Source organism: Geminocystis sp. M7585_C2015_104, assembly GCA_015295805.1.
In the GTDB taxonomy this organism is placed as follows: Bacteria; Cyanobacteriota; Cyanobacteriia; order Cyanobacteriales; family Cyanobacteriaceae; genus DVEF01.
The window spans coordinates 1-22,177 of the sequence record DVEF01000005.1; the positions used below are offsets into that span (position 1 = coordinate 1).

A 22,177-nucleotide genomic window follows, 5' to 3' on the forward strand; every position below is an offset into this window, starting at 1 on the left:
GTAGGTTGTCCGGGCCTGTGTACTAGGTCAATTCACACAGCCCTCGAAGAGGTTGAATAGCCGGCAGGCGTTGGTTGTGGTGATTTTAGCTATTTCTTCCAGACTTTTTTGGCGGATTTGAGCCAGTTTCTCCGCCACCTTTAGTACGTAGGCCGGTTCATTGCGTTTTCCCCTGTAGGGGGTTGGTGCCAGGAAAGGACAGTCTGTCTCTATTAAGAGACGATCCTCTGGCACTATGGCGGCACTGGCCTGAACTGTTTTTGCATTTTTGAAGGTTACTACTCCGCTAAAACTGATGTATAGTCCCAGCTCCAGAAACCATTGGGTTTCCGTGGGGTTCCCTCCCCAACAGTGCATAACACCTGTTATCTTTCCCCCGTGCTGCTGGAATTGTTTTAGTACTTCTAGTGTTTCTCTAGCAGCTTCTCTACAGTGGATGATAACAGGCTTGTTCAAAATATGGGCTATTTCTAGGTGCTTCCAGAAGACCTCCTTTTGTAGCTCTAAGTTGTTATCCTTGTATAGATCCAAACCCGTTTCCCCTATTGCCACTACCTTGGGATAGGATTGGGCCGCTTGTAGTATTTGATTGTAGGTCCTTTCCCCCTCCCATTTTTCGGTGTAAAGGGGATGTAGTCCTACGGAACAGAACATCTCTGGGAAATTCTGGCATATAGAACTTATCTGCTCGAATTCCCCGGGCGTCACACAGGAGTGCACCAGTTTAGTCACCCCTGCCGACTGCCAGCGACTTCTCACCTCCTGTATATCTTCTTGAAAAACATCAAAATTAACATGGACATGGGTGTCCACTAAGGACACTGCCGGTGAAGGCAATTGGTCGGCCCCCCCGGCTTCCTCCAATAAGTCCTTTGCCAAAGGCTTTGTCATATATATTTCCCTACAAACAGCCCGTCCGCACTCTATCTTATCATCTACCCTAAAAGCCGCGGGAGACTAGCCAGAGACGGCCGCTGTTTCGCCACCGGTTGTCTCTGATGACCTTTCTTTTAGGCTTTGAAGCACCTTAGCCAAAGCCCTGGCCAATCTTGATTTTTTCCTGGCGCCGTTGTTTTTGTGGTATACTCCCCTTTTCACCGCCTTGTCTATTTTGCTGTAGGCAGCCGACATGCATTCCTGCACCTGTTGCATCATCTCCTCTGTGGGAGATGCCGCATAAGCCTCTACTGCCTTGAAGTACTTCTTCATTAGGGCTTTTACCGCCAACTTGTAAGCCCTATTGCGCTTGCGGTTGCGCTCGTTTATTTTTATTCTTTTGAGAGCAGATTTTGTGTTAGCCACTACTTTTCTCTGTGTCTTCTACTACTACACTAGTGTTTCCGGCAGATTATACTTGGATCATCTATTCTAACCCTCAGGGTTGTTTGTTGACAAGACCCTATTGCCATTGCTCAAAGACGTCCTTTATTAGTATTTCCTCTACTATAATCTGGATTAGGATTGTGAGAGGCACTACCAGAAATAGTCCCAATAATCCCAACAGATTGGCAAATATAACCTCTGCTATGAGGATATTAGCCGGGTTAAGTGTTACTCTATTTTTTCTCAGTTTGGGGATTATAATCCTGTCGGTTATGACGAAGATAAGGGTATAAGACAATAAAATCACCCAGGGTTTCCAGGGGGAGGATATAAAGGAGATTGCCAGGGGAGACAAAACACTAACTGTTGCCCCGATATATGGAGTAAAGGACAGAATCCCAGCCATCAACGACTGTACTAACTCCAGGGGTATCCCCACTAGGTGCAGACATAAATAGGTTAAACTAGTCACGGATATTATTCTTATGAATGTGTCCGTCAGCCATTCTTTTAATTCTGCCTCTATTCTGTCAATAATTTCTGCCACCCTTTTTCTGTAAAATGCTGGAAAAGTCTTTATTATCCCCTGTCTATAAGGGGTCGGCTCTCCCAAAAACATCAGGGTTAGTGCTATAAGTAGGACACCACTTAATAATGCCCCTAATACCCCCGAAATAAAACTAATTCCTCTGTTTAATAAGTCGTTAATTATCGGCTGAATCTGACCTATGAATGATTTTACATCTAATACCCTCTCTTTTGGTTGAGGAGAAAAAAAACTTCTTAGTCTCTCTATTTCCGACACTATTTTCTCTAAACCCCGAGGCAGCAATTCAAATAGCTGTTTTAGTTGTAAGGCCAAAGAGGGAACAATAATACAAAAAAACAAGACAATGGACACTAAAAAAATAGCGCTGGCCACCATCACACTGTAGTTTCTTTTTAGCCCCAACTTACAGAAACGTTCCACTATTAAGTTAAGGGAAATGGCGAGAACTATAGATGTAAAAACAAGAAGAAGAATCTGACGGATTTGCCAGATAACATAAACCGCAACTATAATAGCACTAAAGCCCAGCCATTGTAATAGGTCCATTGGTTTTTGTTTTTTAGCTGTTGTCTTTCAGGCGGGTTTCATCAGTTTTCCTCAGTATCTTGAGTAGGAAAACAGACAGGAGGGTCAAAGGGGGAGTTGTTACTAAAAGAAAGGCCAAAAAACGCCTGTCCAAAGCCTCGACAAAGGGCTCTGATTGGTATTTTATTATGTAGGAGATTAGGGTGGAAAATATAAACACCTTAAGGACAAAAAGGAGTTGAGACTTGAAGTTCATTTTTAACAAGAGGTTTTTGGGGGGAGAGGGGAATTTCGGGGGACATTGAGGAGAAACTATTGCAATTTTTTCTTGATAAACGATACTAGCTGGTTGACTTGTTTTTTCAATTGCTCCACTTCTGACTCTAGTTGTTTGACTCTGGCCTGGAGGTGGGAGAATTCAGAAGCGTCTATGGTGGCGGTGGCGGCTGGTGGGGCTGCTGTGGTGGCGGCTTGTTGGAGACTGGCCAGTTTTTTGGCCTTCTCCATGGACTCCTTGATAGCCTGTATTAACTGTTTGGCATCGAAGGGCTTCTCTAGAAAGGAAAAATACTCAAAAGGCTCGGGGATCTTTTCGGTAACCTCGTCTTTTCTGCCGGACATTATCAGAAGCGGAATTGTCCTGAGACGAGGATCCTTTTGTATTTCCTGAAACACCTCGTAGCCATTTTTCTTGGGAAGGAAAAAATCTAACATGATGAGGTTGGGGTTACAGGTGTGGATCAATTCTAGCCCCTGTACCCCGTCTTTGGCTTCCACCACCTCGAATTTTCCAGGGGGCAACATATCTCTGACAGTACGTCTAATGACCATACTGTCATCAATTACTAAAACTCGGTGAGTAGACACAACTATACTCCTCTTTTAATTGAACACCCTAATCCTATTAAGTATATTAGACTATGAGAGCTCCATATGGTTATGGCTTCTCATCGCCAGTAGTAGTCCAGGAAACTTCGGCTAATGACAGATACTATTCGAGAAACAAGTACTAAAAGGGAATTAGTGAATCTACCATCTTGGTTACGCCCCACTATAGGCAGAGCTTCCCAGATTTCTAGGGTACAGAGAATTATAAAACAAAGGGGGATCCACACTATATGTGAGGAGGGGCGTTGTCCTAATCGAGCAGAGTGTTACAGTCAGGGGGTGGCCACTTTCCTGTTAATGGGGGATATTTGTACCCGCAATTGTGGTTTTTGTCAGGTGGCCAAGGGAAAGCCCCCCCGTATTTTGGATGAAAATGAGCCAGCTAAGATAGCAGAGGCGGTTAGTTTACTGGGATTAAAGTATGTTGTGCTCACATCGGTGGCTAGGGATGATTTACCTGACGGTGGCGCCTTTTGGTTTGTAAAGGTAATGGAGGCCATTAGGGAGAAAAATCCTGACACCCTTATTGAGGTGTTGACTCCTGACTTTGCTAGGGGTAAGAATTGGCAACAACAACAGAGGGAAAGCATTGCTAAGATTGTTCGTGCTCACCCCGCCTGTTATAATCATAACCTAGAAACTGTAGCCCGTTTGCAAGACATAGTAAGACGGGGAGCTAGATACGAGCGCTCTCTGAGGGCATTGGCAATAGTAAAAGAGTTGAATCCGGCCATACCCACCAAGTCAGGGTTGATGTTGGGGTTGGGAGAGACTTTTGAAGAGATTATCGCCACCATGGAAGACTTACGAAGGGTGGACTGTAATCGTCTTACCCTGGGACAGTATTTACGTCCTTCCCTTGCCCATCTTCCCGTGCAAAAATACTGGACTGTTGCCGAATTTGACCAGTTGAGAGACATTGCTTATTCCCTAGGTTTTGAACACGTTAGTAGTGGACCCCTAGTACGCAGTTCCTATCACGCCTCTCTGTCGGTGGAAAGATAAATTTTTCATAATCCTTTCATTTTCTGCTACAATGGGCAGATACAATAGGCAAAGAACTACCCCAGGGAATGGGAAGGGATGAAGCAAGAAGAAAATGTGATTCGAGTGGAGAATCTAACAGTTAGTTACCGTGACAGTTATGCCTTGAAGCATGTGTGTTTGACCATCTTGCCGGGAAGGCTGACAGGCATAGTAGGGCCAAATGGTGCCGGCAAAAGCACATTGCTGAAGGCTATGTTGGGGCTAATCCCTTCCAATTTTGGGGCCACGGTGTGGCGGGGTAGACTTTTATCTAAGTGCCGCGAGCATGTTGCCTATGTACCACAAAAAAGTCAAGTAGACTGGACATATCCCGCCACAGTGTGGGATGTGGTGATGATGGGGCGAGTCAGGAAGACAGGCTGGTTACGCCCCTTTTCTCATACTAGCAAGCAGAAAGCCAGGATTGCTCTAGGACGAGTTGGCATGTTGGACTACAGCCATCGTCCTATTGGCCAATTGTCAGGAGGACAACAACAAAGAGTATTTTTGGCACGAGCCCTGGTCCAAGAGGCCGAGCTATTGTTTTTTGATGAGCCTTTTACCGGTGTAGATTCCAAGACGGAAGAGATAATTTTTAGTATCCTTAGGGACTTGGCCAATCAGGGCAAATTTGTATTAGTGGTTAATCACGATTTGGGGGAAAGTATTAATAATTTTGACGATCTTATTTTGCTCAATAAAGCCGTTATTGCCCAGGGAAAAAGACAGGTGGTTTTAAATGAAGAAAATCTAATAAATACTTATGGAGGTAGAGTGAATTTTTCCCCCCAGAATGATTCCATTGTAGCCTAGGTGAGGAGATTATGATTTGGAATTTGCTCTTAGAGCCCCTACAATATGGTTTCATGCAACGAGCCCTGGTGGTAGCAGTGGTGGTGGGGATAATATGTGCCATTGTAGGCAGTTATTTAATGGTGCAAAGATTGGCCCTGTTGGGGGATGCCATTAGTCATTCTTTGTTGCCTGGAGTCGCCCTCGCCTATATTTTCAATTCCAGCATCTTTCTTGGGGCTTTGATTGCAGGCTTGTTGAGTACAGTGTTAATAAATGGGATTAAAAACTCCTCGAAAATCAAGGAAGATGCGGCGATGGGTCTAGTTTTTTCTAGTTTCTTTGCTCTTGGTATCATCCTAATAACTTTGGTGCAAAAGGAGAATAAAATTGACCTGAATCACTTCCTTTTTGGCAACATTTTGGGGGTAAGTGCTGAGGATTTAAAAAATACAATATTAGTGGGGGTAATTGTAGTTTTGACAGTTGTTTTGTTGTACAAGGAATTATTATTTTATACCTTTGATAGACTAGGAGCAGAGGCTGTAGGGTTACCAGTAATTTGGTTAGATACTGGCTTGATGGTTTTAGTCGGTTTGACTATTGTTGCTAGTCTAAAAGCCGTGGGTGTAATTCTGGTTTTGTCCCTATTAATAACTCCCCCCGCTACTGCATATTTGTTAGTAAATCGTCTTCATCAAGTGATGTACATAGGAATGATAGTAGGAATCATTTCTAGTATCACTGGCATGTATCTCAGCTACTATTTCAATCTACCATCAGGGCCTTCTATTGTCTTAGTCGCAGCCGGATTTTTTACCCTCAGTTTTCTCTTCAGCCCCAGCCAAGGTTTAGTATCTGGATATTTAAAACTAAAATTGAAGAGAAATTTTTAGCTTTTAGCAGGGGGTAAATGTCTAGAGCGAAATGCTTTTTTTGTCATTTTAACCCAGTTTTGCTCCTTTAGCCCCTTGTGGGAAGTAAAGCCAAAGTGCCCGGGGGAAGTTATCTCCGTTTTTTCCGTTTAGTAGAAGTGTTGGGAAGACAAATGGAAGAGATTGAAAGGGAAAATAATAAAAACAGCCACGGAGGAAGAGGAAAAAGAGGAAGAGGGAAGAGAAGACAATACATAGAATACTAGGGATGACGACCGTATATAAAAGAGTGACCGGCATCCACCAAAAACTTACGACGGATTGCCTCTCTCCCCAACAACATCCGAAAACCCATCACGTCTCTATTAGTGAGGGTTAATTCGATTTGCCATTGATATTCCCCCAGTCTGATAGAAGTAAGAATAACAGGACGAATGGTGGCATGCCCCCCCGAATTAGTAACCTTTCTGTAACCTAAAAGGGGGGCAGTACAACTTATAGTAACGTGGGTTTGCCTTTGAAGGGGATGCACCTTGAATTCTACCATCTGTTGCTCCCCTTCCTGATAGGTGTGAATGTGATAGGCATGTAGTGCGGACGTCCTCGCGCCTGTGTCAATCTTGGCCTTGATTTTTTCAATACCCAGTTGGGGTAAACAGACATATTCTCGCCATCCAATCAGGGGAAGGGAGTGTTTCATGAGGTTACAAACGGGGAGGCAATGTCCGTTGAATATTTTAAAGCTTAATTGGCACAGGCACTGCACTCCTCCTTAAAGGGGTCTTTTTGGACAAAACGCACGTAATATACAGCTTTACAACCCCTTTCCCAAGCCATCATCAGAATGTTAAAAATGTCCTTGGCTTTAATAGCCCTTTCTGGCTCGTCTGGAAAGTATACACCCTGATTGAGGTTAAATACTAACTCCATGGAAATGCCAGTGTCAATCCACTGCTGGATAGTAGCAACCACATTCACCACACACTCCTGTGGCAGAGTTTTGTTTTCCTGATAATACCAGTATCTCTCTTTGATGTACGGAGGCGCTATAGGCACTGTCCCCTTGGCCCACTTATCATAGAAAAATCTACTATACACAGGAAGTATACTTGCTGTACAACCTTGCACCAGGGAGGAGGAGGTATTGGGTGCGATGGCGGTAATATGAGAATTTCGAATGCCGTAGGTGACAATGTCTTTTGCCAGTTGACGCCAACGGGGTTTGTCGTAAGCGTGTTGTTCAAACCATTCTACCGGCTTGCCACCAATGAGTAAACCCTTACTCCAGTCACTACCAGGGAAGGCTGGATATGCCCCCCTTTCCTTTGCCAGTAACATGGAGGCACGGGTGCAGTAATAGCCTATGTCCTCAAACAGATTACTGATTTCCCGAAGATTTGTGTATCTCAACTCCCTTTTGGCCAACCAGTCTGCCAATCCCATCGCCCCCACCCCGATGGTGCGATACCTCTCATTATGGTTTTTGGCGTCTTGGAAGGGAGGTACTGTTATTTCTATTGTATTATCTAATATTCTAACAGCTAAAGTACAAAGATGCTCCAACTCGTAGTCCTCAGCATTGGCCAAGTTGATGGATACTAGATTGCAACAGTGGGCATATTTACCGGGAACTACATTACTAAAACTCTCGGTGCAAAGGTTAACCCCGGGGATATAACCTTCATGTTTGTTGGGATTGGCACGATTGATGGTGTCCTTGAATGCTAGGTAAGGCATCCCTGTTTCTACCTGTACCCGCATTATATCCTTAAACAGCTCCCTGGCATTGACTCGTTTGTAGAGTGTTAGTTTGGTGCCCACATTGGCTTCCACTATTTGATAGGCTTTTTCAAACTCTTCTCCCCACAAGGGCGCCAGATCTATACCTAACTCCATCAATACTTCATAGGGATCTACCAAAGTCCACTCCCGTCTATCCCTTACTCGTCGCATGAATTCGTCCACAATCACCAGTTGGGGGAAGACGTCATAGGCCTTGCGCCTTTGATCCCCATTTTCCGTTTGCATCTCTAAGAATTCTGGCACGTCTAAATGCCAAATGTCCAGACTTACAGTGACAGCGCCTGCCCGTCTACCCCCCTGATTCACAGCAATGGCAGTGTCATTGAGGAGTTTTATCCAGGGGATGACACCCCCAGAGGCATTTTTCTTCCCCATTACCGTACTACCGGTAGCCCTAATCCGGGATACATTGACTCCCACACCTCCACCATTTTTAGAAATTCTGGCAGTGTTTGTAATTTCCCTAAAGATACTCTCCAGATTGTCTTCAATGCTAACAATAAAACAACTAGTAAGAGAGCCATTGGGGATTCTCAAGTTAGCAAGGATAGGAGTGGCAAGAGAGATACGACGTCTGGCAATAGCTTCGTAAAACTGACGGGCGTAGTGGAGACGATTTTCTGGAGCCTCTACTAATGCTAACAAAAGGGCACAGGTGAGGAACGCTTCTTGTGGCAATTCCTCAGGGATAAGATAACGAGTGCTGAGTAATACAGCACCGGCATAGTCGTAATCTAAGTCCCAGTCCGGATTAATCCATCTACCAGCCTCTTCCAATTCGGCAGGAGAATAGGTGAGAATTCGCGAATCGTATTTACCCCGTTCTACAAACGTCTCTACTGTACGTCTATAGTCGGTATACACGTAACCTCTAGTGGCCAACACCTCTTTCCACAGACCCCAGATATGTAGTCTTCCAGCAACATAACGCCAGTCCGGTTGGCTCTCGTCGCACATTTCTAGGGCACAGTGGATAAGATTATCTTGAATCTCCCTGGTGGTAATACCCGGCCGTAGACGGGTTTTTAGGCCCGATTCCAGGGCAATGGGATTCACATCCTTTCCCTCACAGGCCCAAGAAACTACCCTTCTGATTTTAGTAACATCTAAGGGCTCTAATTTTCCGTTCCTCTTCACTACATAGATCTGATTCTCTTTCTCATTTCTCCCTTGCGACTTGTTTCCCTCACTACCTTGACACGCAAAACCAGTGATCGTATCCCTTTGAGTGTCCAATAACATTACTGCAGCCTCGCTACCCTATATCTTCTACTTAACTCTTCTTCTCTTTTATACCACACATATGGTGTGCATATTAAGCACGACACCCTAGATATAGAATACGCCCCCATGAAGAGAAAAGGCTCGCATGCTCAATGATAGCAAAATCCTTCTTAACTAAATCTTAAATACTCCTAGTACAAATTAATTCTCATGTAATTCAAGCCTGTTGTGTTATACTGGGGATTCGCCCAAGGTTTCAGCCCGTTACCATGAAGTACGAGCCTTTACATCATAAGTACAGACCTCAGACCTTTGCACAGTTGCGGGGGCAGGAGGCCATCGCCCAAACCTTGACGAATGCCCTGAGAAGTGGTAGAATAGCGCCTGCATACCTGTTTTGTGGCCCCAGAGGCACAGGGAAGACTTCTAGTGCCCGAATCCTGGCAAAGTCTCTTAATTGCGTTCAAAGCGATAAGCCTACTGCTAACCCCTGTGGCGAGTGCGAAGCCTGTAGGAGTATCAGCAACGGCTCGGCTTTAGATTTTATTGAGATAGATGCGGCTACTCATACGGGGGTGGACAACATTCGGGAGCTTATAGAGAGGGCTCAATACGCTCCAGTCAAATTTCGCTATAAAGTATATGTAATTGATGAGTGCCACATGTTGAGTACAGCGGCCTTTAACGCCCTCCTGAAGACTTTAGAAGAGCCCCCCCCCAACGTTGTATTTATTCTAGCTACAACAGAACCACAGAGGGTATTGCCCACTATTGTATCACGTTGTCAGCGGTTTGATTTCCGGCGTATCCCCCTAGAAGAGATGGTAAAACACCTCGGGGAAATAGCTTCTTTTGAAGGGATTGATATCACACCGGAAGCGTTGTCGCTGGTGGCACAACTGTCTCAAGGTGGCATGAGGGATGCCCAAACCCTTTTGGCTCAACTCAGTCTCTTATCTGGTAAAATCACCCCCGAGAGGGTATGGGATTTTGTAGGGGCTGTTACAGAACAGGATTTGTTAGACTTGTTAGAGGCTATTGCCTCAGACGAGCCCTCCTCTGTTATCCGTCAGTGTCGTAGGCTTTTAGATAGGGGCAAAGAGCCCTTGACCATTCTACACAATTTGGCTAATTTTTATGTTGCTCTCTTGATTGCCAAAACCTCCCCTAAAGACAGATACTTGGTGACGGTTACAGAAGAAACCTGGGAAAAGTTAGTCGCCCTTGCCCACCAGTGGGAATTATACACTCTCTTCCAGGGGCAGAAAAAATTGAAAGACAGTGAGGGTTTGCTTCGCAACACCACACAGCCTCGTCTCTGGTTAGAGGTTACCCTCCTTAGTCTTCTCCCCTCCGCCAACACTCCCTCGGTTGCCCCTGTCATCACAACCCCCCCTTCATTCCCAGATGCCTCCAAAACTACTAGTGTCGACTCTTCTTCTCCCATCCCCACCGTTGCCCTTTCCCCCACCCACCTCAAGAAGCAACTGGCCGATATTATAGATAGTAGAACCACAAAAACCTTCTTCCAACAATGGTGTCATATAACCAGCATAGAGGGGGCCACCGTTAAAATCGCCGTGGCTAATGATTCTCTTCTGGGTATAGCTAGGACACAACAGAAGGACATTGAAAAGGCCCTCTGCCAATTGTATCAAAAACCTATTACAGTGTCCTTCTATGTAAATCCTTCCCTAAAAAATTTACGGGAAACCCCCCAAGATAGCCCCCCCCAAATCCCCTACCCTAATAGTCCTATTATAGACTTAGGGGATTGTTCAACTACTGCCAATAATCCTGCTAATAAACTTGAAGAAAATCAACAGCAGACTACAAATACCACTTATTTTCCTGATAAAAACTCCGGCATTGGCCTTGATGAATACCCAAAAGAAATTCCCGAAAAGACAGTAGAAAGTATACTAAAAATCTTTAAAGGTGAGATAATTGTTAGGGAAAACAGAAAGTCAAAAAAGTCAATTCCGGCTGAGAAAAAGGTGAGGATCGTAAATCGCCCCACCCTTGACGGCGATGAAATTCCATTTTGAATTAATCACATTCCCTTTAAGTCCATCTGATAGATTTTATCGCCCCCTTTCCACCCTTTTCTTTATTTTCTTTACCTGCCCCTTTGTAGTTGTCTGTTTGCTATTGTCATTCTCAACCTATGGATGGGGTGCTTTGCCAACTAGAGTTAACATTTGCTACCCTTAACCTATAGGACTAACAAACAAAATATACCCCTCTTCTTCACTGACTCCTGTCCGGATTTGCTAACCTTAACCCAGAGGGTTTTTACCTTCTAAGGTTGGTTGGTATATATCTTTTTTTTTCTTTTTGATAGTATAAGCTTATGGCCTCTTTCAAGGATTTAATAAAATACTATAATGACTATAAACTAACAGCTATTTTGAGTATAGCCGCCTCCGGCTTTTTTGAAGTACTGGATCTGCTGGTGCCATATTTAGTGGGACAAATTCTCAACATTTTGTCTGGTAACCCCATTGACTCCTTGCTGCTTAACCTGGTAGAAAGAATTGAATTCACTGCCTTTTTCCTGGGCGGCGAAAAGGCAAAATATCTGTTTATTTTGTGTCTTCTCATCTTTCTAATAACCGTTGCTAGGGCGCCAATACAACCCTGGTTAACCTCCTGGTACCATTGGGAAATAGCCCTCAAGTCAAGAAGAGATTACTCCCTCAAAGTTATCCAAAAAATCTTGACACTTCCCCTTAGTTTTTATGATGAAAATAACCCAGGAAGAATTGCCGGAAGAGTAGCAAGGGGATTAGCTAATCATACCTGGACCTATCCTGAAATAGCTGGACAACTCATTCCAAAAATTATCAGAGTATTGGGAATTTTTGCTATAATTTTCTTCTTGGAAAAAGAAGTAGCTATTGGTTTTATAATCTCTTTCACCGTAATTTTGACCTTTAGTTTACTCCACCTGAGAAAATTAATTCAACAAGAACAATTGTTGGATAAGCATCAGGAAAACACTGAAAGTAGAACATCAGAAATCATCACCAATATCAAGACGGTGAAGGCATTCGCCACGGAATCCCAAGAGTTAAGGAGACAGAAAAAAAGATTAGATAGGGAGTATAAAGTCGTAATTCACAGAATCCATTTGGGATACGTAATGCTGACAACCTGGTCAAAAACAGTAGTAGAATTGTCCCTATTCTTGGTGTTAATTTCTATCCTGATTCCCACCCTCCAACAAGATATCTCCCTGGGACATTTTATCACAATTTACACCCTCGCTAGCATGGCCTATTCGGAAATCGAGCCCATTAGCAATCTAGCAGAAGTTTTTGCTCGGCGCTATGCCTCTATGATTCGCTTCCACGAATTTATGAATTTGCCACCAGGAGAAGATGCTAATTCCCTGTCTTTATCCCTGTCAAAGCTGCCAAAATCTCCACTGGTTTTCCCAGGTAAACAATACAAGTTTAGCGGCAAAATAGAATTTAAAAATGTCTATTTCGGCTATAACAGTCAACGTCTTGTTTTGGAGGATATAAATCTGTTAATCCAACCCTATGAAACTGTGGCATTAGTAGGAAGGTCTGGCTCAGGAAAGTCTACCTTGGTAAAATTACTATACCGCTATTTTGAGCCACTGTCAGGGGAAATTTTGATAGATGGCATTGATATTCGTAGTCTGGACATTACCGGCTATCGTCGTCGTTTAGCAATAGTCCACCAAGAGGTAGACCTGTTTAATGGTACTATATTCGATAACCTGATTTATGGCAACCCCAGTGCCACGTGGGAAGAAGTGAAAAAAGCCTGTCAAATTGCTAGGGTGGATGAATTTATCTCAGAATTACCAGACGGGTATAATACCGTAGTGGGAGAAAGAGGTGTAAGATTGTCAGGTGGGCAAAAACAGAGACTGGGCATAGCTAGGGCGTTAATAATGAATCCGGATGTTTTAATCTTTGATGAGGCGACTGCTAGTCTAGATTATGAGTCAGAGAGACAAATACAATTGGCAATGGCATCCATTTTCGGCAGTCGCACTACCATTATCATCGCCCACCGTCTCAGTACTGTTCGTGCCGCCGACAAAATAGTAGTATTGGATAAGGGTAGAATAGTAGAAATAGGCACCCATGAACAACTACTTGCCCAAAATGGTATCTACCACCGACTACACTCCCTTCAGGAAACTGGGGACATTTTTTAAGTAAAAATACTATTGGGGTTTTCTGTACCTTGTCTACAGCACGGTTCTGGGAGTATTATTTTACCCTTAAACCACAACCTATTTGTTCCCCATTTTTCTTTCTGAGGGGGTATAAAACCATTTAATGTACACCCTGTTTTTTTCCTCTTCTAAATGTCTCGAGGCTTCATGTTTACTGGGGGCCAAGGGACTATTTTCATGGTAAACTCCATTGTTTTAATGAACGGCAATAAGACAATAATCTATTCCACTGAAATGGATTCTGACGCCAACCCCCCCAGAGAGGGGGGTGTAAGTCACTCGGATAAGGTATTTTTAAACAAGAAACTAGACGCACCATTCAACATAAAACATCAAATGTCTACTGGGATGGACTCCAAAATGGTGTACACTGAACCGTGAGGAGTTAGTTGTGACTGTACCAGGGAAATTGAAGTAATTGGTTCGATTAGTGAGAAAAAAGAAGGCTGAATGGTTTCCCTTTGCCAATAACGGCTTCTGGCAACGGTAATATGAGGGCGAAAAGGCCTTTTGTCAGATTTTACCCCAAAATCGGTAAAGGCACTATCAAAAAACTGAAAAGCCGAATCGAGTTGTGGATTGTCTTGAATTGCCACCGCCACCAGCCGCGGCTGGGAAGGAGAAGGAAACAGCATAATCTGTTGTGTCTGGAAGGAAATAGAAGAAAATCTGCCTACACCTGCCAAAAATGCCCTTTTTACCTCCTCCATTCGTCTTTTTTCCACGTTGCCGATGAATTTAAGAGTTAAATGTAGCAGTGGGGGGGGAATGAGACGCACTTTCGTTTTTAGTTTGCCACACCAATCATCTGCTTTTTGGTATAGTTGTTTTTGCATGGAGGCAGAGGGAAAAATGCCAACAAACAGACGCACTTGCTCCTCCATCGTCCGGCATGTACAATAGGGGACGCTAGCAATATTATCCCATAACGGAAGACGAGAGGGGAAAAGACGGTGTATGTCGGCTTGTAGGCTGTAAGTGTATGGAGGCTACGGCAATAAAACAGAAGGCAATAGAAATAGGTTTCCACCGGGTAGGAATAGCAACAGTCAACCCCAATGAGGAAACAATCCACGAAAATAAGAAAAGACTCCAAGCATGGCTAGAAAAGGGCTACCATGCTGGGATGGAATGGATGAAAAACCCTAAAAGACAAGATATTACCCTCTGCTTCCCCGAAGTTAAATCGATTATATCCTTAGCACTTAATTACTACACCCCCTATCAACACTCCCAAGATAAAAACGTAGGCAAGATATCCCGTTACGCCTGGGGAAGAGACTACCATAAGGTAATGAGTAAAAAATTGAGACAACTGGCATCCTGGTTACAAGAGAAGTACCCCGGCGTAAAACTTAAATACTACGTAGATACAGGACCAATACAAGATAAATTTTGGGCGCAACAGGCAGGGATAGGATGGGTGGGGAAGAATGGGAATCTCATCACCAGAGAATATGGGAGTTGGGTGTTTCTGGGAGAAATACTCACCAATTTACCCCTAGAAGCAGATAAACCCCATACTAACCATTGTGGCACTTGTACTCGTTGTTTGGAGGCCTGTCCCACCCGGGCTATTGTTCAACCCTATGTAGTGGATGCCAATCTTTGTATAGCCTATCATACCATTGAGAATCGTAGCCCACAACTGCCGAGGGAAATTGCCCAAAATCTCAACGGCTGGGTGGCAGGTTGTGATATTTGTCAAGACGTCTGCCCATGGAATCAACGTTTTGCTAAAGTTACAGACATACCAGACTTTTTTCCCTATCCCGCTAATCTAAACCCCCCTCTGACAGAATTGGCAACCATGACGGAAGAAGAATGGGATAAGCGCTTTCAGGCTTCTGCCTTACGTAGAATTAAGCCGGAGATGTGGCGTCGTAATGCACAATGTTGTCAAATACACACCATCGACTCATCGTTGTAGTAAACCCAACGTGGGGTTTTAATATTGCAACTTTATGGGGATTGTAAACCCACCCACTACAGGGTTTGCCATTATAAATCCTATACACCTCTATTTTCTTATCCCTACACCCTGCCTCCTACATCCTATCCCCTTACATTCTACCCCCCATAACCCATCTTTTAGAGGTATTTCTTCAACAACAAATGCAGCCTCTCAAGAGTTGCGGGAGGAATGGCGTCGGGGGGAGTAACAATGGCATTTTTTAGGGCAGAATGAGCTACACTGACAAAGGGGTTTTGATGAAGCAGTTTGACAGTTTCCCTAATTATCTTTTGGGCATTGGTAGCATTACGGTGGAGATTTTCAATTACCGTCTCCACGGTAACATGTTCATATTCCGGATTCCAACAGTCATAATCGGTAACTAGGGCAAGGGTAGCATAAGCTATTTCTGCCTCTCTTGCCAGTTTAGCCTCCGTCAGATTCGTCATGCCAATAACACTCCCCCCCCAACTGCGATACAGATTCGATTCCGCAATAGTGGAAAAAGCCGGCCCCTCTATACACACATATGTGCCCCCCTCGTGTAAACTTATATCGGGGAAGTTTAAATTCCTCACCGCTTGGGCTAGAATTTTACTCAACTGTCCGCATACTGGGTTGCCAAATGCTACATGAGCTACTATACCATCCCCGAAGAAGGTGGAGGGTCTGTTTTTTGTGCGATCTATGAACTGGTCTGGTATAACTAAGTCTAGGGGTTTTATTTCTTGTTTTAGCGAGCCCACTGCAGAGGCTGATATTATATACTCTACCCCTAGTGTCTTTAGGGCATAAATATTAGCTCTGAATGGCACCTCAGAGGGAAGTAGGTGGTGGTTTCTGCCGTGGCGGGGGAGAAATGCCACCTTCACCCCATCTAGATTGCCCACTATTAGATTGTCTGAGGGTTTACCAAAAGGAGTGTCTAGATTAACCTCTTCTATTACCTCTAACCCCTCCATTTTGTAAAGTCCACTACCCCCAATTATACCTATCCTTATTGTTTCCATTTTCTCCTTTTTTCTCTTTAAAAGACTACTATATTATACCTCGCCATGCCTTTTGAGTGGAAAAATTTTATTCTGGTTTTGCGGGTATTTCTAGACAGAATTGACTTCCATCTAACTGCTGATTGTCTAACCATCTATAGGGGCTTTTAATGGCTATTTTGATCTTCAGTTTTTCCGCCAAATCTCTAACTATTGCTAGCCCTAGGCCACTTCCCTTTGTTTTCTCCTTTACCTGGCTGCCTCTATAGTTCCTCTCAAAGATGTAGGGCTGATCTTCCGGTTTAATTCCGCAACCGGTGTCGCTAATTTTTAACAATACTTTCCCTTCCCCCCCCCTCGAAAGTTGCAATTTTACCTTCCCATTTTCAGGGGTGTACTTCAGCGCATTGTCCATGAGATTATTGATGATTTCCCTTAAGGCTTTTTTGTTGCTTATAATCGGCTGTAAATCTTCCTCTATCTCAGTCAAGATCTCAATGTTCTTCTCCTGGGCAACAACCTTAAAACTAATCAAAACCTCCTCCAGCAGCCTCTTCAAGTCTACCGGGGTAAACTCTTCTATTTTCTCCGTCAAAAAAAAGCTAACATGCTGGGGGTATATTGCTAAATCTGAAGTTTCCTTTTCCAGTTTAAACTGCTCACTAAAATCGGCAATTAATTCTCGCATCCTCTCACTTTCCCTCAAAATAACCTCGCCCGCTTTGTAGTTACCGTCACCGGGGCTGAGTTTCTTCAGAAGAAGCTTTGCCAGAGTTATAATAGCAGTTAGTGGGTTGCGTAATTGATGCAAAAAATCATCCAACAATTGATGTTCTTCCCCTCTTAACTGTTGCAATTTTACCAGTTTTTCTGCAGTCAACTTCTGCTTCTTCTCCAGGAAACAGGCGACGGCAATTGTTTGTGTTATCTCTCTGATTTGTATAATTTCTGAGGCTTGCCAAGGCTTGTCTTCCCTGCTAATAACCAGTAAACCAAAAACCAACCCCTGGTAAATCAGAGGGAGAATTAACTGATGTGGCAACTGGGGATTGGCAGTATTATGAACAATAGTACTGACGTTATTATCACTGGCCAAAACACTACCCCATTTTTTTTCCACAAAGGGAGGTAACAGGGGCAATTCTGGTTGGGAATTTTGCTGGGGATATGTTATAATGGGCACTAGGGTTGGCCCGTCTGCGCCCTGAGTCAAATACACGGTACTGACTTGTGCGGAGAATTGACTAAATAACAGTTTTAATTGGGATTCACACAGCAAAAGAAAATCACCGCTAACGCCGACAACCTCATAATTCACCATGACTCTTGGCACCGCCTCTCACTAACTATCAATTATAACTTCCATTCAGGGTTGAGGGCTAATGCCAATGCCAACTGCTTGCCAGGCAATAGCATAGGCTTGTGAGGGTTGGTTGACTCTTTTAGTATATCTAACTCTGATTTTATACCTGCCAGTCACAGGCAGCTGACAAAAAATATGTTCTACACTATCCACTTTACTTACAGAAGAACAAATTGTGGCCTTTTCCGTCTTGTTGTCAATTTTTAGTAACTCCAAATCCAAGTCGTTTAACCCCCTATCTATAAATCTCTCCCCCTGTTCATATTTTCCACTACCGTTGATATCTTCCAGTTCAACAAGACGATTCCAGGCTATAGTTATACTGATGAAACTCCCCCCTTTCAATGTATCAGAGAAATAGTAGTCATGAAAGTTGTTTTCCTCAATGGAATCATAGTTCCAACCAATTGGAGGTATTTTAACCCTGTGGCTATATTTTCCAGCTATCAATTGTTTATAGGCGCGCATGGTGTTTAAATGGCCGGTGCCCATCTCCATATCGAGGGGTATTTTCGGGTCTAAATAAGCGTCACTCTCCAGCCAAGTTTTGTTTCTCTGGGTTAAAACAGTGCGTGTCATTCCCAGCAAATTGCCGTCACCTTTATCCGCCAATTTGTCAGCAGAATTAAGCAGAATCGCTTTCATAACCTCCGGCTGGCGATAGTCAAGGGAAGGCAAAACACCCCGACGCCAAAGTCTATCCCCCGCCTCCTGCAAGAGGGCAACTGAACCAGTAATATGGGGAGCTGCAAAACTACTACCAGAAACGGTCTCCAACCTCCCTTCCAGATTGTACACCCGAAGGCGATGTCCCGGAGCCAAAATACTAACTGCACGTCTGCTACCTACATTGATTTCCCCAGGGATTAAGGCTTTGGCAATACTGGCTGGGGAGATACTTAAATTGGCAAAGTCGACTTTCCTAAACACCCCATCCTGTTTACGACTATAAGCAGTGGTGATGCCATTGTAATTGTCAGTAGGAATGGGAATACCCCCCAAACCCTGATTGCCTGCCACCACATATAAAACACTATGTTGTCTGGCAGACCAGTCTAGACACTGAGTGAACAAAGCGTTACCATCTAATTGGGGGTTTTTCCTCTCATCCCTGGCTAAAGACTCCCCAAAACTGATATTAATCGCCCTAACATTACCACCATCCTGCAATGCTATATTTTGAATGGCAAGGCACTCCTGTTGTTGTTGAGCATATTTTAAAGTCCCAATAGCCCCCACATACAGTCTAGCATTAGGGGCAACTCCAGTAAATCTCTTGTGTCTGCCTACCATCACCCCTGCCACCATCATTGCATGATTGTCAATGTTGCTATTGGCGATGGCAGGGGCATCAAGGTAAAATAAACGGGCAAGGGGAATTGGACGATGGGTGGGGGGTAGTTTGTCTAAACCGAATTTTTTGGGTCTACCTATCTCCACCTGCCCTATACTAATCTTATGGCCCGTCAAATTGTAAGGGGGTTGGTGTAACCGTATCACGTCTATCCCCCTCTCCGACAGGGAATCCTCCAGGCTGTTAGCGGCAACAGGCAGAGAAAAAATGGCAAGGGTGGTTGTAAGGAAAACAAGGGAGTCTCTCATCCACTAATCCACCACATCATGGCCGGCATCCATGATTGCTTGTTTTATTCTATCTAAACTCACCGCCGTTGTCACCTCTATCACCTTCCTCTCCACATCCCCCCTTACCTCCGCCTTAGCATCCAACGCCTGGATTGCCCTTGTAATCGCTGCTATACAAGAGTTACAGGAAATACTAGGCACTCTGATTGTAACAGTAAAATGCATAGGCCCAGTCTCAGTCTACTCCTCTGTGGCGTTTGTAGTTGTTAGCATCTTATTGGCTGCCAATTGTTGTTTCAACTCACCAACTTGTCTCTCTAACTGTTCTATTCTATCCAACAACGTCCTAATTATCTTAGCCTCGGAGTCCGGCAAATTACTGTGATCCAGTGGATCTATTCTAACACCGGAACGATATACTATTCTCCCGGGAATCCCCACTACTGTACAATTGGAGGGAACATCCTTCAACACCACTGAACCAGCACCAATACGCACATCATCCCCTATTGTAATATTTCCCAGTACCTTTGCCCCCGCACCCACCACCACATTTTCCCCCAGAGTTGGATGGCGTTTCCCTTTCTCCTTCCCCGTCCCACCCAACGTGACTCCCTGATATATTAAACAATAATCCCCCACCACTGCCGTCTCACCTATCACTACCCCCATGCCATGGTCAATAAACACCCCCTTGCCTATTTTAGCACCCGGGTGGATCTCAATACCGGTAAGAAAACGGGCAAAATGGGAAATCAACCGGGGAATTACCGGCAAACCAAGATTATATAACCAATGGGCAATGCGGTGAAAGATGAGGGCCTGTAAACCTGGATAGCACAACAAGACTTCTAACCAGTTACGGGCGGCCGGATCTCTTTCAAATATAATCTTAAAATCGGCGATGATGTGTGAAAGCACAGTTGCCTACTTGTACCTACTAATCTCCTTTATCAATTTTAGCTCCTGTTGCGGAGAATTAATTTACGGTTTGTCTGCAAAAAAAAGGAAACAAACCCCCATGAAACACGTCTTCCCCAACAGGAAAAGCTAGAAATTCTACCGGGGAATGAATTCCATGTTTACCTCTTCCCGTCTTTCTCGTAATGCCGCCACTGCCGTCGCCGTGGGATTGTCTCTTTCTACCTTGGTTAATAGCTTCATACCAGTTGCCGCCAAACCCTATAAGCCAAATAGACTTATTCGCAACAACTCCCCCCTCTACTGGCAACCCAGAGGCGTCAACACTAACACCAATACTAATACCTATACCAACACCAATAAAACCCCCTCTGCCTCCTTCCCTACCCCTTTTGCTAAACAGGCAATTCTTAATCCCGGCGTGGTAATTCCCACCACCCTACCCACCGCCAAAAAAATTCTAGTAACTAGAGAGGAAACCATGTCTCTCACCCTCGTAGTAGAAAGAGATGTCTTTGAGCAATCTAAAAGGGTAATTGTTATCCCAGCCGGCAGTGAAATAGTGGGAGAAATTCGTCCTGCAGAGGGAGGTTCTCGTTTTGTCGCTAATAAGGTAAAATTCAAGGATGGGAGGGAATATCCCATTAGTGCCCAGTCTCGCGTAATATCTCGTACTGAGAAGGTATCAGCTGGTAAGAATACAGATGCCATCTGGCAAGGCGCCTTAATTGGTGCCGCCGCCGCCGCTGTCATTGCCGCTGTCACTGGCGATAAAACCATTGGTATAGAGGAAATCCTAGGTGGCGCCGCCGTTGGTGCCATAGGAGGCTTAGTCTTCGGTGGAGATGTGGAAAGAGAATTGATTTCTATAAATCCTGAGGAAGACTTAGATGTTACCCTCACTTCTCCTTTCCCCTCCTAGCAATTCCCCCTCTTTTTCCTCTTCTCCTAGCCCCCTCATGTCTTCTACAATTCTCTTAATAACACTAGCCGTAGGCACAGCCAAAAATACTCCTAATACGCCACTTATTTTTGCCCCCAAGAAGAGGGATATAATCACCCATATGGGGTTTAAGCCTATTAATTCCCCCATCAATCTGGGGGCTATTAAGTTTTCTGTTATTTGCTCAATAATAGTAGCAGCAACCAGGAAAAAAATCGCCAATTTTATACTCTTAAATAGCAATATTATTGAAGATAACACCATCACTACCGCCCCAAAAAAAGGTATTAGACTCGCAATGCCGATTATGAAGGCAAAGAATAAGGCTGAGGGAATGCCTATCAACACGAAAATAAACAGACGTAACAAACTGGCCAACCCTATTATAATCAAACGGATAAAAAAGTAGTCCTTAAAGGTTTCCCTGAAGTAAAAAGGCACTTTTTCATTCCAGGGGGGAGGCAAAAAGCTATAAATGCCTTCCCAGAATTTGTCTCCACCAATCAGCAGAAATACGATTAGTATCGCTATAAACAAAACATCAAATACCCGGTTAATAGTGGCAAACACAATGTTGAATGTTTGAGAACCCAAAAACTGAATTATACTGGAAATTCTGTTAGTAATATCTTGAATTATGGCATCAAAATTGATGGGAAAACGCTGGAAAAAGGGCAAGTCAGATAAAGACAGCAAATAATCCCTTCCATGTTTAATCCAGCCGGGAATGCTAGCAATCAAGTCATTCAACTGTTGGATTAACAATGGGATAATAATCAAACTACTAACTGCTATAATGAACAAGGTTAAAAGGACAACTATGGCTATAGATAAGGCGCGATTTAACCCTTTTTCTACTAGTAAATTTACTACCAACTCTATCAAAAAGGCGATAATTGAAGCAATAACCAGAAAACTAAAAAAAGGCTGGAGATAATCAATCACCTTCAAAAGTAGAAAACTATTCAAACATAACAGCGGGAAAATTAACAACACACGAAACCACTTAGGCGTCTTCCCCCAGGCAATCCTTGACTTTAACTGATTCTCCATGGAAAGTTTTTGGTAATACTTGTATTAAAATAATATGGAAATGAGAGCATTCCTAGTAGGGATTATAGGCAGTTTGGGAGAATAAGCCAATGACTTTTCTGTCAATCCCTTGCCAGTATAAACTGTATAGGCATTTCCTTCAGCC

At 43.9% G+C, this 22,177-nt stretch carries 20 protein-coding genes; 7 read left to right on the forward strand and 13 right to left on the reverse strand.

Features of this window, described 5'->3' with window-relative positions:
• Positions 1–27: 27 nt before the first annotated feature.
• The 4 genes from IGQ44_00490 to IGQ44_00505 form a co-directional block, all read right to left on the reverse strand.
• Complete coding sequence (locus IGQ44_00490; GenBank protein HIK36459.1) at positions 28–822, reverse strand: TatD family hydrolase; 795 nt, start codon at positions 820–822, stop codon at positions 28–30.
• A gap of 135 nt (positions 823–957) precedes the next feature.
• A complete protein-coding gene (locus IGQ44_00495; protein ID HIK36460.1) occupies positions 958–1,302 on the reverse strand; it encodes a 30S ribosomal protein S20 in 345 nt (114 codons plus the stop codon).
• Positions 1,303–1,399: 97 nt separating this feature from the next.
• Positions 1,400–2,419: an AI-2E family transporter gene (locus IGQ44_00500; GenBank protein ID HIK36461.1), complete on the reverse strand. Its 1,020-nt coding sequence runs from the start codon at positions 2,417–2,419 to the stop codon at positions 1,400–1,402.
• 291 nt (positions 2,420–2,710) lie between these two features.
• On the reverse strand, positions 2,711–3,265 hold the full coding sequence (locus IGQ44_00505) for a response regulator (GenBank protein ID HIK36462.1): 555 nt from the start codon (positions 3,263–3,265) through the stop codon (positions 2,711–2,713).
• Between the two features lie 114 nt (positions 3,266–3,379).
• Here IGQ44_00505 and lipA point away from each other — a divergent pair, with 114 nt between their 5' ends.
• The 3 genes from lipA (at position 3,380) to IGQ44_00520 (ending at position 6,000) form a co-directional block, all read left to right on the forward strand.
• Complete coding sequence (lipA, locus tag IGQ44_00510; GenBank protein ID HIK36463.1) at positions 3,380–4,291, forward strand: lipoyl synthase; 912 nt, start codon at positions 3,380–3,382, stop codon at positions 4,289–4,291.
• A gap of 78 nt (positions 4,292–4,369) precedes the next feature.
• Complete coding sequence (locus tag IGQ44_00515; GenBank protein ID HIK36464.1) at positions 4,370–5,125, forward strand: metal ABC transporter ATP-binding protein; 756 nt, start codon at positions 4,370–4,372, stop codon at positions 5,123–5,125.
• Positions 5,126–5,136: 11 nt separating this feature from the next.
• Complete coding sequence (locus IGQ44_00520) at positions 5,137–6,000, forward strand: metal ABC transporter permease (protein ID HIK36465.1); 864 nt, start codon at positions 5,137–5,139, stop codon at positions 5,998–6,000.
• A 241-nt stretch (positions 6,001–6,241) separates the two neighbouring features.
• On the opposite strand, the gene IGQ44_00525 is transcribed toward IGQ44_00520, so the two are convergent.
• Together IGQ44_00525 and IGQ44_00530 are read right to left on the reverse strand one after the other, a co-directional pair.
• The gene (locus IGQ44_00525) at positions 6,242–6,679 is read right to left on the reverse strand and encodes an ATP-dependent zinc protease (protein ID HIK36466.1); all 438 of its coding nucleotides are present in this window, start codon (positions 6,677–6,679) and stop codon (positions 6,242–6,244) included.
• A 44-nt stretch (positions 6,680–6,723) separates the two neighbouring features.
• Positions 6,724–9,024: a ribonucleoside-diphosphate reductase subunit alpha gene (locus tag IGQ44_00530; GenBank protein HIK36467.1), complete on the reverse strand. Its 2,301-nt coding sequence runs from the start codon at positions 9,022–9,024 to the stop codon at positions 6,724–6,726.
• Between the two features lie 251 nt (positions 9,025–9,275).
• On the opposite strand from IGQ44_00530, the gene IGQ44_00535 reads away from it, so the two are divergent.
• The gene (locus IGQ44_00535; GenBank protein HIK36468.1) at positions 9,276–11,054 is read left to right on the forward strand and encodes a DNA polymerase III subunit gamma/tau; all 1,779 of its coding nucleotides are present in this window, start codon (positions 9,276–9,278) and stop codon (positions 11,052–11,054) included.
• 305 nt (positions 11,055–11,359) lie between these two features.
• Positions 11,360–13,204, forward strand: a complete 1,845-nt coding sequence (locus IGQ44_00540; protein HIK36469.1) for an ABC transporter ATP-binding protein — start codon at positions 11,360–11,362, stop codon at positions 13,202–13,204.
• A gap of 353 nt (positions 13,205–13,557) precedes the next feature.
• On the opposite strand, the gene thpR is transcribed toward IGQ44_00540, so the two are convergent.
• On the reverse strand, positions 13,558–14,097 hold the full coding sequence (gene thpR / locus IGQ44_00545) for an RNA 2',3'-cyclic phosphodiesterase (protein ID HIK36470.1): 540 nt from the start codon (positions 14,095–14,097) through the stop codon (positions 13,558–13,560).
• A 110-nt stretch (positions 14,098–14,207) separates the two neighbouring features.
• On the opposite strand from thpR, the gene queG reads away from it, so the two are divergent.
• Positions 14,208–15,155: a tRNA epoxyqueuosine(34) reductase QueG gene (gene queG, locus IGQ44_00550; protein ID HIK36471.1), complete on the forward strand. Its 948-nt coding sequence runs from the start codon at positions 14,208–14,210 to the stop codon at positions 15,153–15,155.
• Positions 15,156–15,316: 161 nt separating this feature from the next.
• Here queG and IGQ44_00555 read toward each other — a convergent pair whose 3' ends face one another.
• From IGQ44_00555 to cysE, 5 genes are all read right to left on the reverse strand, one after another.
• Positions 15,317–16,189 carry an S-methyl-5'-thioadenosine phosphorylase gene (locus tag IGQ44_00555; protein ID HIK36472.1) on the reverse strand — a complete coding sequence of 291 codons (873 nt, stop codon included), beginning with the start codon at positions 16,187–16,189 and terminating at the stop codon, positions 15,317–15,319.
• A gap of 67 nt (positions 16,190–16,256) precedes the next feature.
• A complete protein-coding gene (locus tag IGQ44_00560; protein HIK36473.1) occupies positions 16,257–17,489 on the reverse strand; it encodes a GAF domain-containing sensor histidine kinase in 1,233 nt (410 codons plus the stop codon).
• A 45-nt stretch (positions 17,490–17,534) separates the two neighbouring features.
• On the reverse strand, positions 17,535–19,133 hold the full coding sequence (locus IGQ44_00565) for a S8 family serine peptidase (GenBank protein HIK36474.1): 1,599 nt from the start codon (positions 19,131–19,133) through the stop codon (positions 17,535–17,537).
• Between the two features lie 3 nt (positions 19,134–19,136).
• Positions 19,137–19,340, reverse strand: a complete 204-nt coding sequence (locus IGQ44_00570; GenBank protein ID HIK36475.1) for a heavy-metal-associated domain-containing protein — start codon at positions 19,338–19,340, stop codon at positions 19,137–19,139.
• 15 nt (positions 19,341–19,355) lie between these two features.
• Positions 19,356–20,036, reverse strand: a complete 681-nt coding sequence (gene cysE, locus IGQ44_00575; protein ID HIK36476.1) for a serine O-acetyltransferase — start codon at positions 20,034–20,036, stop codon at positions 19,356–19,358.
• Positions 20,037–20,193: 157 nt separating this feature from the next.
• Between cysE and IGQ44_00580 the strand changes: the two genes are divergently transcribed.
• Positions 20,194–20,958: a hypothetical protein gene (locus IGQ44_00580; protein ID HIK36477.1), complete on the forward strand. Its 765-nt coding sequence runs from the start codon at positions 20,194–20,196 to the stop codon at positions 20,956–20,958.
• Here IGQ44_00580 and IGQ44_00585 read toward each other — a convergent pair.
• Entirely contained in the window at positions 20,923–22,032 is a 1,110-nt protein-coding gene (locus IGQ44_00585; GenBank protein HIK36478.1) for an AI-2E family transporter, read from the reverse strand. The two genes, IGQ44_00580 and IGQ44_00585, sit on opposite strands and share 36 nt — an antisense overlap.
• Positions 22,033–22,177 lie beyond the last annotated feature (145 nt).